At 56.6% G+C, this 16,478-nt stretch carries 12 protein-coding genes and 1 pseudogene; 10 read left to right on the plus strand and 3 right to left on the minus strand.

Translation table 11 applies throughout. From position 1 onward, the window contains the following. Positions 1–45: 45 nt before the first annotated feature. Together PSES9_RS0106320 and mfd are read right to left on the minus strand one after the other, a co-directional pair. Positions 46–573 (minus strand): CsiV family protein, encoded by a 528-nt coding sequence (locus tag PSES9_RS0106320; RefSeq protein WP_010485162.1) that lies wholly within the window; start codon positions 571–573, stop codon positions 46–48. Between the two features lie 17 nt (positions 574–590). Then, complete coding sequence (gene mfd / locus PSES9_RS0106325) at positions 591–4,028, minus strand: transcription-repair coupling factor (RefSeq protein ID WP_010485163.1); 3,438 nt, start codon at positions 4,026–4,028, stop codon at positions 591–593. 132 nt (positions 4,029–4,160) lie between these two features. Between mfd and PSES9_RS23040 the strand changes: the two are divergent. The 10 genes and pseudogenes from PSES9_RS23040 (at position 4,161) to sthA (ending at position 14,675) form a co-directional block, all read left to right on the plus strand. After that, positions 4,161–5,661, plus strand: a pseudogene (locus PSES9_RS23040) (glyceraldehyde-3-phosphate dehydrogenase). Positions 5,662–6,070: 409 nt separating this feature from the next. Then, entirely contained in the window at positions 6,071–7,408 is a 1,338-nt protein-coding gene (locus PSES9_RS0106335) for a Na(+)-translocating NADH-quinone reductase subunit A (protein WP_010485169.1), read from the plus strand. 2 nt (positions 7,409–7,410) lie between these two features. Further along, entirely contained in the window at positions 7,411–8,622 is a 1,212-nt protein-coding gene (locus PSES9_RS0106340; RefSeq protein WP_010485171.1) for an NADH:ubiquinone reductase (Na(+)-transporting) subunit B, read from the plus strand. Continuing rightward, the gene (locus tag PSES9_RS0106345) at positions 8,615–9,403 is read left to right on the plus strand and encodes a Na(+)-translocating NADH-quinone reductase subunit C (protein WP_010485173.1); all 789 of its coding nucleotides are present in this window, start codon (positions 8,615–8,617) and stop codon (positions 9,401–9,403) included. Before PSES9_RS0106340 ends, PSES9_RS0106345 begins: the two co-directional genes overlap by 8 nt. Further along, positions 9,400–10,074 carry an NADH:ubiquinone reductase (Na(+)-transporting) subunit D gene (locus tag PSES9_RS0106350; RefSeq protein WP_177313036.1) on the plus strand — a complete coding sequence of 225 codons (675 nt, stop codon included), beginning with the start codon at positions 9,400–9,402 and terminating at the stop codon, positions 10,072–10,074. Before PSES9_RS0106345 ends, PSES9_RS0106350 begins: the two co-directional genes overlap by 4 nt. Continuing rightward, on the plus strand, positions 10,074–10,682 hold the full coding sequence (gene nqrE, locus PSES9_RS0106355) for an NADH:ubiquinone reductase (Na(+)-transporting) subunit E (protein WP_010485177.1): 609 nt from the start codon (positions 10,074–10,076) through the stop codon (positions 10,680–10,682). The genes PSES9_RS0106350 and nqrE overlap by 1 nt, the downstream gene beginning before the upstream one ends. A 15-nt stretch (positions 10,683–10,697) precedes the next feature. Continuing rightward, positions 10,698–11,921 (plus strand): NADH:ubiquinone reductase (Na(+)-transporting) subunit F, encoded by a 1,224-nt coding sequence (gene nqrF, locus PSES9_RS0106360; RefSeq protein WP_010485180.1) that lies wholly within the window; start codon positions 10,698–10,700, stop codon positions 11,919–11,921. A 2-nt stretch (positions 11,922–11,923) separates the two neighbouring features. After that, complete coding sequence (locus tag PSES9_RS0106365) at positions 11,924–12,949, plus strand: FAD:protein FMN transferase (RefSeq protein ID WP_010485182.1); 1,026 nt, start codon at positions 11,924–11,926, stop codon at positions 12,947–12,949. Then, positions 12,946–13,173, plus strand: coding sequence for a (Na+)-NQR maturation NqrM (gene nqrM, locus PSES9_RS0106370; protein ID WP_010485184.1), 228 nt, complete (start codon positions 12,946–12,948; stop codon positions 13,171–13,173). Before PSES9_RS0106365 ends, nqrM begins: the two co-directional genes overlap by 4 nt. Positions 13,174–13,280: 107 nt before the next feature. After that, positions 13,281–14,675: a Si-specific NAD(P)(+) transhydrogenase gene (gene sthA, locus PSES9_RS0106375; protein WP_010485186.1), complete on the plus strand. Its 1,395-nt coding sequence runs from the start codon at positions 13,281–13,283 to the stop codon at positions 14,673–14,675. Positions 14,676–14,858: 183 nt separating this feature from the next. Here the strand turns inward: sthA and PSES9_RS0106380 are convergent, their stop codons facing one another. After that, complete coding sequence (locus PSES9_RS0106380) at positions 14,859–16,454, minus strand: GMC family oxidoreductase (protein ID WP_010485188.1); 1,596 nt, start codon at positions 16,452–16,454, stop codon at positions 14,859–14,861. Between the last annotated feature and the right edge of the window lie 24 nt (positions 16,455–16,478).

Raw genomic sequence — 16,478 nt, forward strand, 5'->3', positions numbered from 1 at the left:
CGTGCAGGGGCGCGGCGACAGCGCCGCGCCCGGCTGCGGGTGGGGTTATTGCGGGCGAACCTGAATCAGCATGCCCAGGTTGCTGTGATCGATATAGTTGAGCTTGCGTACCTGCAAGGTGCTTGACTGCTTCAGACGCTCACTGCGCTGGACCAGGCCGCCAGGCTCGAACTGGTTGATCCACAGATCCACCTTGGCCTCCAGCAAGCGGTCTTGCTTGAGGCTCAGGGTGCCCTCGATCGGTGCATGACCGAGGCGCATGTCGCCACTGCTGAAGGCCAGGGTTTCATCACCGGATTGAGTCCAGGCCTTGTGCAGCAGAACCTGGTAGTCGCCGCCATCATTGAGTTTGTCTGCTTCGTCATTGAGCGCGGTTGCGCGCTCCTGATCGGCTTCCAGCAGGCGTGCGCCCTGGCTCCAGTCGTCTGGGGCGCGCTTGCCGGAAACCAGGACTTCACCGGGCTGACGAAAGACAATTACTTCAACTTGATAGTTGTCGGCGGCCACGGCTGCCTGGCTAAAGGCGCTAAGTGCCAATAAAGGCAGCAGGGCAAGGCTGCGAAGTACACGCATATTCACGTATTGGTCCTTCAAGAGGGTGGTGTCAGGCGCTCAAACAGCGCTTCAAGTATGTTGAATCGTTCTTCCGGGCGTTCCATTGGGACCTGGAATTTGAATAGCGTAGCGCCTTCGAACTTGTAGCGATTGGGCTGGCTCTGGATCAACTTGATCAGTGTCAGCGGGTCAACGCAGGTGTCGGCGGCAAACTCGATGCGACCGCCCTGTGGCCCGGCATCGACCTTCTTGATGCCCAGGGTTTCGGCTTTAAGCTTGAGCAGGGTGATGCGCACCAGGTTCTTGGTCGGCTCCGGAAGCAGTCCGAAGCGATCAATCATTTCAACCTGCAGCTCCTTGAGCCCGTCCTCATCGACCGCCGAAGCGATGCGTTTATACAGGATAAGGCGGGCATGCACATCAGGCAGGTAATCGTCCGGGATCAGCGCGGCGACACGCAGGTTGATTTCCGGGCCGCCACCCAGTGGTTGGTCCAGGTTCGGTTGTTCGCCCTTGCGGATGGCTTTGACCGCGCGCTCGAGCATTTCCATGTACAGGGTAAAGCCAACCGCCTGGATTTGACCGCTCTGCCCATCGCCGAGCAACTCGCCAGCCCCGCGAATTTCCAGGTCGTGGGTGGCCAAGACAAAACCGGCGCCGAGATCCTGGGCGTTGGCGATGGCTTCGAGACGCTTCTGGGCGTCGTCGCTGAGCTGCTTGCGCGGTGGCGTCAACAGGTAGGCATAGGCCTGGTGGTGGCTGCGTCCGACACGCCCGCGCAATTGATGCAGCTGGGCCAGGCCAAACTTGTCGGCACGCTCGATGATGATGGTGTTGGCGCTCGGTACGTCAATACCGGTTTCAATGATGGTCGAGGCAATCAGCACATTGAAGCGCTTGTGATAGAAATCACCCATCACCTGTTCCAGCTCGCGCTCGCGCATCTGACCGTGACCTATGCCTATGCGCGCCTCCGGCACCAGTTGGGCCAGGTCGGCGGCACATTTCTCGATGGTTTTGACATCGTTGTGCAGGTAGTAGACCTGGCCGCCACGCAGCAGCTCACGCAGCAGAGCTTCCTTGATCACGGTATTTTGCTGTTCCATGACAAAGGTGCGAACCGACAGGCGTCGTGCCGGAGGCGTGGCAATAATCGACAGGTCGCGCATGCCGGCAACCGCCATGTTCAGGGTGCGCGGGATAGGCGTGGCGGTGAGGGTGAGGATATCGACTTCGCTGCGCAGTGCCTTGAGCTGTTCTTTCTGGCGCACGCCAAAGCGGTGTTCCTCGTCGATGATGACCAGGCCCAGGTTGTTGAACTTGACGTCGTCCTGCAGCAACTTGTGGGTGCCGATGACAATGTCGACCTTGCCTTGCGCCAGTTGCTGCATGGCTTCGCCAACTTCCTTGGCGCTCTTGAAGCGGCTCATGACCTCGACCTTTACCGGCCAGTCGGCAAAGCGGTCGCGAAAGCTGTTGTAGTGTTGCTGGGCGAGCAACGTGGTCGGAACCAGGATCGCCACTTGCTTGCCGCCGTGTACCGAAATAAATGCAGCGCGCATGGCCACTTCGGTTTTACCGAAGCCGACATCACCGCAGACCAGGCGATCCATGGGCTTGGGCGCGAGCATATCGTGGCGTACTGCATCAATTGCAGCCTGTTGATCCGGGGTTTCCTCGAAGGGAAAGCCCGCACTGAAAGTGGCATAGTCAACCTGCGGGTCGGCAAAGGCATAGCCTTCACGCGCGGCGCGGCGCGCATAGATATCCAGCAACTCGGCGGCAACGTCGCGAACCTGTTCAGCGGCTTTGCGTTTGGCTTTCTGCCAGATTTCCGAGCCCAGGCGGTGCAGCGGGGCGAGGGCGTCGTCGCTGCCGGTGTAGCGGGCGATCAGGTGCAGGCTGGCAACCGGGACGTAGAGCTTGGCGTCCTCGGCATACTGCAGCGACAGGAATTCCGCGTTCTGGCCGTCAATCTCCAGGGTTACCAGGCCTTGATAGCGACCCACGCCGTGGTCGATATGGACCACGGGTGAGCCCTCACGCAGCTCGGTAAGGTTCTTGATGACGTTTTCGCCAGCATCACGGGTCTTTTCACGGCGACGGCGCTGCATGACGCGTTGGCCAAAGAGCGGGCTTTCGGCAATGAGCGCCACATCCTCAAGCTGCAGGCCTTCGTCGAGCGGGGCTATGGTGATGCCCAGGCGCTCTTTGCCGGCGATAAACGCTGGCCAGCCATCGACCTCCTTGGGCTTGAGCTTCAGCCGTGCCAGCAATTCGAGCAGGACTTCACGACGACCTGCTGACTCGGCGCAGAACAGGATGCGTCCTTGATATTCCTCGATAAAACGCCGTAGCGCAGCAAGTGGCTCGCTAGCCTTGGCTTGAATCGCCAGGTCAGGCAAGGGCTGTGCGTTGAAGCGCAGGCGGCCAACACCCTCGTCGATATCTTCCTGGCTGACCACCACGCGGGGCCAGTTTTTCAGGCGTGCGAAGCAGTCCTCGACCGGTAAAAAGATATCCGCTGGCGGCAGCAGTGGTCGCTCGGGGTCGACCCGACGTTCTTCATAGCGGTTGCGGGCGTCATTCCAGAACTGTTCGGCGGCTTTTTCGACGCCGGGCAGTGAAAACACCTGGGTGTCCTGCGGCAGGTAGTCGAACAGGGTCGCGGTTTCTTCGAAAAACAGTGGGATGTAGTACTCGATACCCGCCGGGGTGATGCCCGTGGAAAGGTCCTGGTAGATAGGGCAACGACGGAAGTCGACATCAAAGCGCTCGCGAAAGCGTCCACGGAAATCCGTAATGGCTTTCTTTTCCAGCGGAAATTCACGGGCTGGAAGTAGCTTTATGGATTCAACCTTGTCGATTGAGCGTTGGGTTTCCGGGTCGAAGGTGCGCAGGGTTTCAATTTCGTCATCGAACAAATCGATGCGAAAAGGCTGCTTGCTGCCCATGGGGAATAAATCAATCAGTGCCCCGCGCACGGCAAACTCGCCATGCTCATAAACCGTGTCGACGCAGCGATAGCCCGTGGCTTCAAGGCGGCTGCGCATCTCGTCGACATCAAGTGTCTGGCCAACATCCAGGACCAGGCTGCTGCCGAGCAGGAAGCGTGTCGGGGCCAGGCGATGTAGGGCGGTGGTTATCGGTACTACCAAAACGCCATGTTTTAGTTCTGGCAGACGATAAAGTGCAGAAATACGCTGTGAAATGATGTCTTGATGTGGCGAAAAGAGGTCGTACGGCAAGGTTTCCCAGTCGGGGAAATGCAACACCGGCAGTTGCGGGGCAAAGAAACTCAATTCCTGCTCAAGCCGTTCGGCGCTTTGGCTGTCGGCGGTCAGCAGTAAAGTGAAGCGATTTGCAGCGCTTGCAGCCTCAGCAATTGCTAGGCTTAGCGCAGCACCGGGAAGGTTGCCCCAGTGTTGTTTGCCGGCAGCAGCGGGCAGGGACGGAAGGCGCAGTACGGACACAGGCGGCTCACGGTCAAGATACAAGGCTGGCGATTGTAACGGGCGAAAGTGTCTGCTGTCAGTTTCGACAGGCGACATTGCCCCCGCGCTCGCGGATCGGCATAATGTAGCCCCTTTTTTCAGCCCCTACATATGTGGAAGGTACTGCCTGTGAATCAGAAGCCCGACCAGTGTCTTGGTGAGTGGATCGATCGAGAAGCCCTTGCGGAAGCGATGATTCCGATGATCGGCCAGCTCTATCGCAATAACAACGTGGTCACATCGATCTATGGTCGTAGCCTGATCAATCGTTCCGTTATTCAGATACTCAAAGCTCACCGTTATGCTCGCCACCGTATTGATGGTGATGTCGAGCTGTCGGTACACGACACGTTCCAGGTTCTCAAAACCATGGGCGAGCTCAAGCTGGGCGCGGCATCGATCGACCTTGGCCGCATGATGGCCAAGTTCGGAAAAGAAGCCAACGGCCGCAGCCTTGAGCAGTTCGTCCGTGAAGAGCTGGAGACCGTTAGCGGCCAGCAAAATGCCGCCGGGCGCAAAGGCACCGACGTTGTGCTTTACGGCTTCTGTCGTATTTGTCGCCTGTTGGCGCGCATCCTGATCGAAAAGTGGTCGCCTGTTGGCGCGCATCCTGATCGAAAAGACCGGTGGTGGCGATGGCCTGCGCCTGCGTGCCATTGTTGTGCGCAAGGGCGCCGACAATGACCTGGTCAAGCGCGCCAGCCTGCTGCGTCGCGACTCGGTACATGGCCCGTTCAATGGCACCATCACCGTCGATGAAGCCAACAACACCCTGAGCGCCAACGGTAACCTGATCCAGGTTATCTACTCCAACGACCCGGCGTCGATCGACTACACCGCTTACGGCATCGAAAACGCACTGCTGGTCGACAACACCGGCAAGTGGCGCGACGCCGAAGGCCTGGGTCAGCACCTCAAGTGTCCAGGCATCAATCGTGTGGTCCTGACCGCGCCAGGCAAGGGTGAGCTGAAGAATATCGTTCACGGTATCAACCACGCGGACATCAGCCCGGATGACAAGATCATCTCCGCTGCGTCCTGCACCACCAACGCCATTGTGCCGGTGCTCAAGGCTGTCGATGACAAATACGGCATCGTCAACGGCCACGTTGAAACCGTTCACTCCTACACCAACGACCAGAACCTGATCGATAACTTCCACAAAGGCAGTCGTCGTGGTCGTTCTGCAGCGTTGAACATGGTAATCACCGAAACCGGCGCGGCTACTGCGGCGGCCAAGGCTCTGCCTGTGCTGAAGGGCAAGCTGACCGGTAACGCGATTCGTGTTCCGACGCCGAACGTGTCGATGGCCATTCTCAACCTGAACCTTGAGAAGTCGACCACTCGCGAAGAAATCAACGAGTACCTGCGCTACATGGCGCTGCATTCGGACCTGCACAAGCAGATCGACTACGTGAACTCGCAAGAAGTGGTTTCGACTGACTTCGTTGGTTCCCGTCATGCCGGTGTTGTCGATGCCGAAGCCACCATCAGCAACGATAACCGCGTTGTATTGTATGTCTGGTACGACAACGAGTTCGGCTACAGCTGCCAGGTCGTCCGGGTGATGGAAGATATGGTCGGGGTCAACCCGCCAGCCTTTCCACGCTAAGACGCCTTAGCGTCACGAGAACGGGAGCCCAGGCTCCCGTTTTTTATGCCCTGGTTTTACTGGATATCGGTGGGTTCTGACTGCCTGGTCGCGAAATCTGGCCGGTTGGGGGATAATGGGCGGATTAGGTTTTGATAAAGGCTTGGCTGTAAAGGTGCTTTTAGTCGTATTCACGGCGTGGATTGATTGATCCAAACTATGAGCTTGTTGCCTCTTGTTACGTATCGCCTAAAAAAAGCCAAGCCTTGGGTGGTCAGTGGCTGGGGCCGTCTTTATAATCAAGCGGATTTTTTACCCGCGACCGATGCCGTCCATCATGCTGATTTATTTCAGTGTGTGCTTGCCTATTGGCTTTCTGGCGTCGTCCGTATTCTAAGAAGATTTCCAATATCAGTGGTTAGGCAAACCTATGATCAAAATTAAGAATGGGCTCGATTTGCCCATAACTGGCGCGCCGGCGCAACGTATCGAGGCCGCAAGGCCGGTACGTAGCGTCGCCGTCATAGGCTACGACTATCATGGTATGAAGCCTACGATGGAAGTCCAGGTGGGTGATCGGGTCAAGCTCGGGCAAGTACTGTTCGCTGACAAGAAAACCCCGGGGGTGGTCTATACCGCACCTGCGGCAGGCGTGATCAGCGCGATTCATCGCGGTGAGCGGCGTGTGCTGCAATCGGTGGTAATTGACATCGAGGGCGATGAGCAAGTGACTTTCGCTCAGTATCCGGCCAGTGAGCTGGCGGGGCTGAGCCATGAGAAAGTCCGCGAGAACCTGCAGCAGTCAGGCTTGTGGACTGCTTTGCGGACGCGCCCGTTCAGTAAGGTGCCTGCCATTGACGCGGTCCCTAACTCGATCTTCGTGACTGCGATTGATACCCATCCTCTGGCGGCTGATCCTGCGGTCGTTATCGCCGAGTACGCCACCGATTTTGAAAATGGTCTGCAGGTGCTTAGCACCTTCGGCAAGGTATTCCTGTGCAAGGCCGATGGTGCCAAGGTACCTGGCGAGCAGCTACCGGGCGTGCAGGCAGAGGCATTTGCCGGGCCGCATCCTGCGGGTCTGGCTGGCACCCATATCCACTTCCTTGACCCGGTTACCGTGACCAAGAGCGTATGGTCGATCGGTTATCAGGATGTCATTGCAATCGGTAAGCTGTTTACCACCGGGCAGTTGTGGACTGACCGGGTTGTCTCGCTGGCTGGCCCGGTTGTCGAAACTCCGCGCCTGTTGCGTACTCGCCTGGGTGCGAACCTTGAGGAAATCACCGCTGGCGAACTCAAGCCTGGCGAAAACCGCGTTGTCTCGGGTTCGCTGCTCGGTGGTCGCACGGCGCAGGGCGCCTTTGCATTCCTGGGTCGTTATCACCAGCAGGTATCTTGCCTGGCCGAAGGCAATGACCGTGAAATGCTGCATTACCTGCGCGCGGGTGTGAACAAGCACTCGGTGCTGAATATTTTCGTATCCAAGCTGGCCGCGGCGAAGAAGTTTGCTTTTTCGACCACCACCAATGGCAGCCCGCGAGCGATGGTTCCCGTGGGCAATTACGAAGCTGTGATGCCACTGGATATCTTGCCGACACAGCTGCTGCGCTACCTGATCGTTGGTGACACCGAGATGGCCCAGAAGCTGGGTTGCCTGGAGCTCGACGAAGAAGATCTGGCGTTGTGCACCTATGTCTGTGCTGGCAAGTATGAATATGGCCCGATCCTGCGCGATAACCTCGCAAGCATCGAGAAGGAGGGTTAATCGTGGGTATCCGTGCTTTTCTCGATAAAATCGAGCACAACTTTGAATCTGGCGGCAAGTATGAAAAGTGGTACGCCTTGTATGAGGCCGTTGACACTTTCTTCTATCGTCCCGGCAGCGTAACCAAGACCACCGCTCACGTGCGCGACGGTATTGACCTCAAGCGCATGATGATCACCGTCTGGATGTGTACCTTCCCGGCGATGTTCTTCGGCATGTGGAACACAGGCTACCAGGCCAACCTGATCTACAGTGCAAGCCCTGATCTGCTGGCAGCTCAAGAGGGCTGGCGCTTTGCCTTGATCAGCTCGTTGGCGGGCTTCGACCCGACCAGCATCTGGGATAACTTCATCCAGGGCGCAGCCTACTTCCTGCCGATTTATGCAACTGCCTTTATTGTTGGCGGTTTCTGGGAAGTGCTGTTCGCCTCGATCCGTCGCCATGAAGTCAACGAAGGTTTCTTCGTGACCTCGGTGCTCTTTGCCTTGATCCTGCCGGCAAGCATTCCATTGTGGCAGGTGGCGTTGGGCATCAGCTTCGGCGTGGTCATCGGCAAGGAAGTCTTTGGCGGAACCGGCAAGAACTTCCTCAACCCGGCACTCGCGGGTCGTGCATTCCTGTTCTTCGCCTACCCGGCGCAGATGTCCGGTGATGCGGTATGGACCTCGGTTGACGGCTTTGCCGGCGCGACCTCGTTGGGCCTGGCCGCCGCCGGTGGCGTTGAGAACGTGATTGGCAATGGCATCACCTGGAGTAGTGCGTTTATTGGCACCATCAACGGCTCCATCGGTGAAACCAGCACCCTGGCACTGCTGATCGGTGGCGGTATCCTGGTCATGACCAAGATCGCTTCGTGGCGCATCGTGGCTGGCGTAATGCTTGGCATGATCGGCCTGAGTTCGCTGTTCAACCTGATTGGCTCTGACACCAACCCGCTGTTCGCCATGCCGTGGTACTGGCATATGGTCGTGGGTGGTTTCGCATTCGGTATGTTCTTCATGGCCACCGATCCTGTGTCGGCCTCCATGACCAATACCGGCAAGTGGATTTTCGGTGCCCTGATCGGCTTTATGGTGGTGTTGATCCGTGTGGTCAACCCCGCATTCCCAGAAGGCATGATGCTGGCGATCCTGTTCGCCAACCTGTTTGCACCGCTGATCGACCACTTCGTTGTTCAAGCCAATATCAAGCGGAGGCTGGCGCGTAATGTCTAGTCAAAAAGAATCCACCGCACGCACGTTGCTGGTGGCCCTGTTGGTTTGCCTGGTGTGCTCGGTATTTGTTGCCGGCGCCGCCATTGCGTTGAAGCCAACGCAGCAGGACAATCGCCTGCTGGACAAGCAACGCAGCATCCTGGCTATCGCCAGCCTGGGTAATCCGGGCATGAGCGGCAAGGAAGTGAAGGCGTTGTTCGACCAGCGCATCACGGCAAAAATTGTCGACCTGCAAACCGGGACCTTCAGTGATGCCAAGGACCCGCTCAAGTACGAGCCGCTGCAAGGTGCTAAAGACCCGAACGAGTCAATTGCCCTGACACCAGAGCAAGACCTCGCCAAGCTCAAGCGCCGTGAGCGCTACACCATCGTCTATCTGGTTGAGACAGACGGCAAGCTTGATAAAGTGGTGTTGCCGATTCGTGGCCAGGGGCTGTGGTCGACCCTGTATGGCTTTATCGCACTGAAAGCCGACATGGACACCGTAAGCGGCTTTGGCTTCTACCAGCATGCCGAAACCCCAGGTTTGGGTGGTGAAGTCGATAACCCGAAATGGAAAGGCCTGTGGCCCGGCAAAACCATTTACTCAGACGATGGCAAAGTGGCGATCTCTGTAGTTAAAGGTGGTGTCGACCCGAAAAGCCCGAAGGCAGAGCATCAGGTTGATGCACTGGCTGGAGCGACACTGACCAGTAATGGCGTTGATCACCTGCTGAAGTTCTGGATGGGTGAACAAGGCTTCGGTCCGTTTCTCACTAAATTGCGCGCAGGGGAGGCTTGATCATGTCGCAGCCGACTATTAAAGAAGTCCTGCTCAATCCGATCTTCAACAACAACCCGATTGGTTTGCAGATTCTGGGTATCTGTTCCGCCCTGGCGGTAACCTCGAACCTCAAGACCGCATTGGTCATGTCGATCGCTTTGACCTTGGTAACCGGGTTCTCCAACCTGTTTATCTCGATGATCCGCAGTCAGATCCCAAGCTCGATCCGTATGATCGTGCAGATGGTGATCATTGCATCCCTGGTAATCCTGGTGGACCAGGTACTCAAGGCCTTTGCCTTTAGCCTGTCGAAACAGCTATCGGTATTTATCGGCCTGATCATCACCAACTGTATCGTGATGGGGCGTGCCGAAGCCTTTGCCATGCAAAACCCGCCGGTGCTGTCGTTCTTCGATGGTATCGGTAACGGCCTGGGCTACAGCGCCATGTTGATTGCCCTGGGCATTATCCGTGAGCTATTTGGTGCCGGTAAGTTGCTGGGCTTTGAAATCCTGCCGGTGATCAATGACGGCGGCTGGTACCAGCCAAATGGCATGTTGCTGTTGCCACCTTCAGCCTTCTTCCTGATCGGCCTGTTTATCTGGGGCATTCGTAGCTGGAAGAAAGATCAAGTGGAAAAGCCAAGCTTCAAAATGGCGCCACAGGTCTCGAATAAGGAGGCTTACTAATGGAACATTATCTGAGCCTTCTGGCCAAGGCGGTGTTCGTTGAGAACATGGCCCTGGCCTTCTTCCTGGGCATGTGTACCTTTATCGCGATCTCGAAGAAAGTAGAGACGGCGATTGGTCTGGGTATTGCCGTAATCGTGGTGCAGGTCATCACCGTTCCGGCCAACAACCTGATCTACACCTACCTGCTCAAAGACGGCGCGCTGGCCTGGGCTGGCCTGCCGGATGTAGACCTGAGCTTCCTTGGCTTGCTCAGCTATATCGGTGTAATCGCGGCCATCGTGCAGATCCTTGAGATGCTCCTGGATAAGTACGTGCCTGCGCTGTACAACGCCCTGGGTGTGTTCTTGCCGCTGATTACGGTTAACTGCGCAATCATGGGCGGTACCCTGTTCATGGTGCAACGTGACTACAACCTGGCTGAAAGTACCGTTTACGGTTTCGGTTCGGGCCTGTCCTGGGCACTGGCGATTGCTGCCCTGGCCGGGATTCGCGAAAAGCTCAAGTACAGTGACGTACCGGCGGGGCTGCAAGGGCTGGGCATCACCTTCATCACCATCGGCTTGATGTCTCTGGGCTTCATGTCCTTCTCTGGCGTGCAGTTGTAAGGACGGGATGAACAGATGAATTACGAAATTTTTCTCGCAATAGGCATGTTCACCGCTATCGTTCTGGCGCTGGTGGTGATTATTTTGATGGCGCGGGCCAAGCTGGTATCCAGCGGCGACGTGAGCATCGAAATCAATGGTGAAAAGACCATAGTGGTCCCGGCGGGCGGCAAGTTGTTGCAAACCCTGGCGGCCAACAATGTGTTCTTGTCGTCAGCTTGCGGTGGCGGCGGTACCTGCGCCCAGTGCAAGTGTGTGATTGTTTCTGGCGGCGGCGAAATGCTCTCTACCGAGGAATCGCATTTCACCCGTCGTGAGGCCAAGGAAGGCTGGCGTTTGTCGTGCCAGGCTGCGGTCAAGCAGGACATGAAGATCGAAGTTCCGGAAGAGGTCTTCGGCGTCAAGAAGTGGGAATGCACCGTTGAGTCGAATCCCAACGTGGCCACTTTCATCAAGGAACTCACCCTCAAGTTGCCTGAAGGCGAGAGCGTTGATTTCCGTGCTGGCGGCTATGTGCAGCTTGAGTGCCCTCCGCACGAGGTGCATTACAAGGACTTCGATATTCAAGAGGAATATCGCGGCGATTGGGACAAGTTCAACCAGTGGAAGTACGTGTCCAAGGTTGAAGAGACGGTTATCCGTGCTTACTCGATGGCCAACTACCCGGAAGAAGTCGGTCTGGTCAAGTTCAACATCCGTATTGCATCGCCGCCACCTGGTAAGGATCACTTGCCGCCTGGCCAGATGTCTTCGTACGTGTTCAGCCTCAAGCCGGGTGACAAGGTTACTGTCTACGGGCCATTTGGTGAGTTCTTTGCCAAGGATACCGATGCAGAAATGGTCTTTATCGGCGGTGGTGCGGGCATGGCGCCAATGCGCTCGCACATCTTCGACCAGCTCAAGCGTTTGAAGTCGACACGCAAGATCAGCTTCTGGTACGGCGCACGCTCCATGCGTGAGGCGTTCTACAACGAAGAGTACGACCAACTCCAGGCCGAGAATCCGAACTTCGAGTGGCATCTGGCGTTGTCTGACCCGCAACCCGAAGATAACTGGACAGGCCTCACAGGTTTCATTCACAACGTCCTGTACGAGAACTACCTGAAGGACCATCCGGCGCCTGAAGATTGTGAGTTCTACATGTGTGGCCCGCCAATGATGAACGCTGCAGTGATCAAGATGCTTGTTGATTTGGGTGTAGAGCAGGAAAACATCCTTCTCGACGACTTCGGCGGTTAATCATGAAACATGCTGTACTTCAGCCCGTTATTGCTGTCGCCCTGGCGGCAGCCCTAACGGGCTGCTGGTTTTCGGACCGGATAGAAGAGTTTGGCGGCCCGACCATGGGCAGCAGTTACAGTGTCAAGTACGTTCACACTGACGTCACGCCTGATGTCGCCGAGGTCAAGCAGGAGACCGAGGCGATCCTGGCCGAGGTCGACCAGCAAATGTCGACCTACCGTGATGATTCATTGGTTTCCAAGTTCAACCAGGCGCCTGCTGGCAGTTGCATGCCGCTGCCAGCGAGCATGCTTGAGTTGGTCAAGGTTGGCGGTGAGTTGTCCGAGCAAAGCAATGGTGCCTTTGACCTCACTCTTGAGCCACTGCTCAATCTCTGGGGCTTTGGTCCCAAGGCCAGGGCCGAAAAAGTCCCAAGCCCTGAGCAGGTCGCCGAGGCGCGCAAGCAAATTGGTCACCAGCACCTGCATATCGACGGGCAGTCGCTGTGTAAGGATGTCGATATTCAGCTCGACTTCAACAGCATCGCTGCAGGCTACACGGTTGATAAGATTGGCAAGCGACTCAACGAGTTGGGCATTAGCAGTTACCTGGTCGAAGCGACTGGCGAATTGAAGGCTGTAGGCAAGAAGCCAGATGGACAGCCCTGGCGCATTGCCATCGAAGCCCCGCGTGATGATGAGCGGGTGTCGCAAAAAATCCTTGCGCTAGACGGTTACGGTATTTCTACTTCGGGCGATTATCGTAACTATTTTGAAGAGAATGGGGTGCGCTATTCACACACCATTGATCCGCAAACAGGCGCGCCCATTACCCACAAGTTGGCAGCGGTAACAGTGGCAAATCGCTCGACCTTGATGGCTGATGGCTTGTCCACCCTGCTTATGGTGCTTGGGCCAGAGCGCGGTATGGCTTACGCTAAGCAGGCAGGGATAGCTGCATTCTTCGTGACCCGTGGAGCCAATGGCTTCGTCACACACTCTAGCCCGGCATTCGAGCAGCTTTTTGCTGCAGGAGAAGAGCAATGACCTTTGTAATCGTATTTTTGGTTATGTTGCTGGTGGTCTCGATGATGGCCATTGGCGTCATCATGGGCCGTAAACCCATCGCTGGTTCGTGCGGCGGTATCGCCAACCTGGGCATCGAAAAAGAATGCTCTATCTGCGGCGGTAGCCGTGAGAAGTGCGAAGAGGTCAACAGTGTCGATCCTGCCAAGCAAACCACGTTGGCCTACGACGCAAGCAAGCTTTGATAGCGGTATTTGCAATACGCGAGTTTCTGATTGCCACGCTGTGATTGGCAGCGTCGGCCCTGCCGCGAGCGCATAGATAGTGCTGCGGCGTGATCTGAGGAGTAAACATGGCGGTCTACAACTACGATGTAGTGGTGTTGGGTTCCGGCCCGGCGGGTGAAGGCGCAGCAATGAACGCGGTAAAAGCCGGTCGCAAGGTTGCTGTGATCGACAGTCGTCGTGAAGTAGGGGGCAACAGTACTCACCTGGGGACAGTGCCATCGAAGGCCTTGCGTCACTCGGTTCGTCAGATCATGCAGTTCAACACCAACCCGATGTTTCGCCAAATCGGCGAGCCGCGCTGGTTTTCATTTCCGGATGTACTGAAAAGCGCAGAGCGGGTCATTTCCAAGCAGGTTTCTTCGCGCACCGGTTACTACGCACGCAATCGTATTGATGTATTTCATGGCACAGCCAGCTTTGCCGATGAACATACGATTGAAGTGGTTTGTCCAAACGGCGCTGTCGAGAAACTGGTGGCCAAGGACATCGTCATTGCTACCGGTTCGCGTCCATACCGTCCAGAGGGCGTTGATTTCACGCACCCGCGGGTTTACGACAGCGACACCATCCTGACCTTGAGTCACACGCCACGGCGCCTGATCATCTACGGAGCCGGGGTGATCGGTTGTGAATATGCATCGATTTTCAGCGGGCTTGGTGTATTGGTCGACCTGATCGACAACCGTGATCAACTGCTTAGCTTCCTTGACGCTGAAATCTCCGATGCCTTGAGCTACCACCTGCGTAACACCAATGTATTGATTCGTCATAACGAAGAATACGAGCGTATCGAAGGGGTGGACAACGGCGTCGTCCTGCACCTCAAGTCAGGCAAGAAGATCAAGGCTGATGCGCTGCTCTGGTGCAATGGTCGCACCGGCAACACAGACAAACTGGCCCTGGAGAACATTGGTCTGAAAGCCAATGGCCGTGGCCAGCTGGATGTTGACGAGCATTACCGCACAGCGGTGCCAAACATCTACGCAGCCGGTGATGTGATCGGCTGGCCAAGCCTGGCCAGCGCCGCATTTGACCAGGGGCGTTCGGCTTCCGGCAGCATTGTCGAGAACGATAGCTGGCGTTTCGTCAACGATGTGCCAACCGGCATTTACACCATTCCTGAGATCAGCTCTATCGGCAAGAACGAGCGCGAACTGACCCAGGATAAAGTCCCCTACGAAGTGGGTAAGGCGTTCTTCAAGGGCATGGCCCGTGCACAGATTTCCAGCGAGCCGGTCGGCATGCTGAAAATCCTGTTTCACCGTGAAACCCTTGAGGTTCTGGGTGTGCATTGTTTTGGTTACCAGGCCTCGGAGATCGTGCACATCGGCCAGGCGATCATGAACCAGAAAGGCGAGGCCAACACCCTCAAGTATTTCGTTAACACCACCTTCAACTACCCGACCATGGCTGAAGCCTACCGGGTTGCTGCCTTCGATGGTCTAAACCGGCTTTTTTGAGCGGCTCCGACCGGTGGCCTGAGCCGGTTGGGGATGACCCGTTCAGTAACTCCAGGGATTGGCAGTGGCCGAATCGGGAGAGTTACTGATTAGGCTAAATAAAAAACCGGCAATTATTGCCGGTTTTTTTACGGGTGCAGGTTTTGTTCAGTTGCACGGGTCTTGCTGGCGGGAGGCCTTTGCTCAAACAGCGGCTTGGGCCTGGATGATCCACTCAGCCGCGCGCTCGGCAATCATGATGGTGCCAGCGTTGGTGTTGCCGCCAACCAGTGTTGGCATCACGGAGGCGTCGACTACGCGCAGGTTCTCGATGCCATGTACACGCAGATGGCTATCAACCACTGCATTGTCATCATTGCCCATTTTGCAGGTGCCGACCGGGTGGTAAATGCTGTCTGCACGAGAGCGGATGCTTTGCAGCAGTTCTTCGTCTGTCAGCTTGTCGGTGCCGTATATGTCTTTCAACTGATATTCAGCCATCGGCGCTTGCTTGATGATCTCCTGCGCCATGCGATAACCCTTGAGCATGGTTTTCAAGTCATCTTCATGGCCGAGCAGGTTGGGATCGATTTTCGGCGCCATTGCCGGGTCGCTGGAGTTCAGGCCAACGCTACCGACGCTCTTTGGTCGCAGCACGCAAATGTGGCAACTGAAACCGTGTCCCCAGTGCAGCTTGCGGTTGTGGTCATCGATCAGCGCGATTACCGAGTGCAGTTGGACATCGGGGCGATCGAGTGTCGGGTCGGTCTTCAGGAAAGCACCGCCCTCGGCGCAGTTGCTGGCAAATGGTCCGGTTTTAGTGCGGGTGTATTGCCAAAGGGCTTTGCCCATCTTGGGCGAGCCGGTGATGGATACCCCCAATAGCGAGGTGTTCGGACTGCTGTAGGAAATCACCACGTCGGGGTGATCCTGCAATTGCTGGCCAACTCCGCGCAGTTCATGCAGCACTGCAATACCCTGGGGTTCCAGGTCCTCTTTGCGGCCAATCCCGGAAAGCATCAGCAAGTGCGGGCTGCCAAATGCACCTGCGCTAAGCAGTACTTCCTTGCGGGCCTTGAGTTGCTGGCTTTTGCCCTTGTGCCGGATGGACACGCCAACGGCTTTCTTGCCGTCGAGGATAATGCGTTCAACCAGTGCGCCGGTAATCACCTTGAGGTTGCTGCGCTGTTCGCGGATAGGTTTCAAGAACGCCGTGGCGGTGCTCCAGCGGCGGCCGTTGTGAATGGTCACATCATAGGCGCCAACGCCTTCTTGCTGCTCGCCGTTGAAGTCTGGATTGTAGGTGTGGCCAGCACTGATGCCCGACTCGATAAAGGCCTTGGTCACGGCATGGGGCGCTAGCTGGTCAACAAACAGCTCGCCTTCACCGCCATGAAATTGATTGGCGCCGCCGTGGTAAGACTCGCTTTTGCGAAAGTAGGGCAGGACATCGTCATAGCCCCAGTTGTCGTTGCCCAGCGCTTTCCAGTCCTCGTAGTCACTGCGGTCGCCGCGAATGTAGATCATGCCGTTGATCGAACTACTGCCGCCCAGGGTCTTGCCGCGCGGTTGGTAGCCAATTCGATTGCCAAGGCCTTTTTGCGCGATTGTGTCGAATGCCCAGTTCACGTGGCGAGTCGGCAAAATGGCAGCAACCCCCACGGGGGTATGGATCAGCGGTGAGGTGTCTTCAGAACCTGCCTCAAGCAGACAAACGGACACTTCAGGGTTTGCACTCAGTCGATTGGCCAGTACACAACCTGCTGAGCCAGCACCAATGATGATGTAGTCAAATTGCATGAGGAGATCCCTGTTTTAATTGTT

Source organism: Pseudomonas sp. S9 (assembly GCF_000222125.1).
GTDB lineage: Bacteria > Pseudomonadota > Gammaproteobacteria > Pseudomonadales > Pseudomonadaceae > Aquipseudomonas > Aquipseudomonas segetis.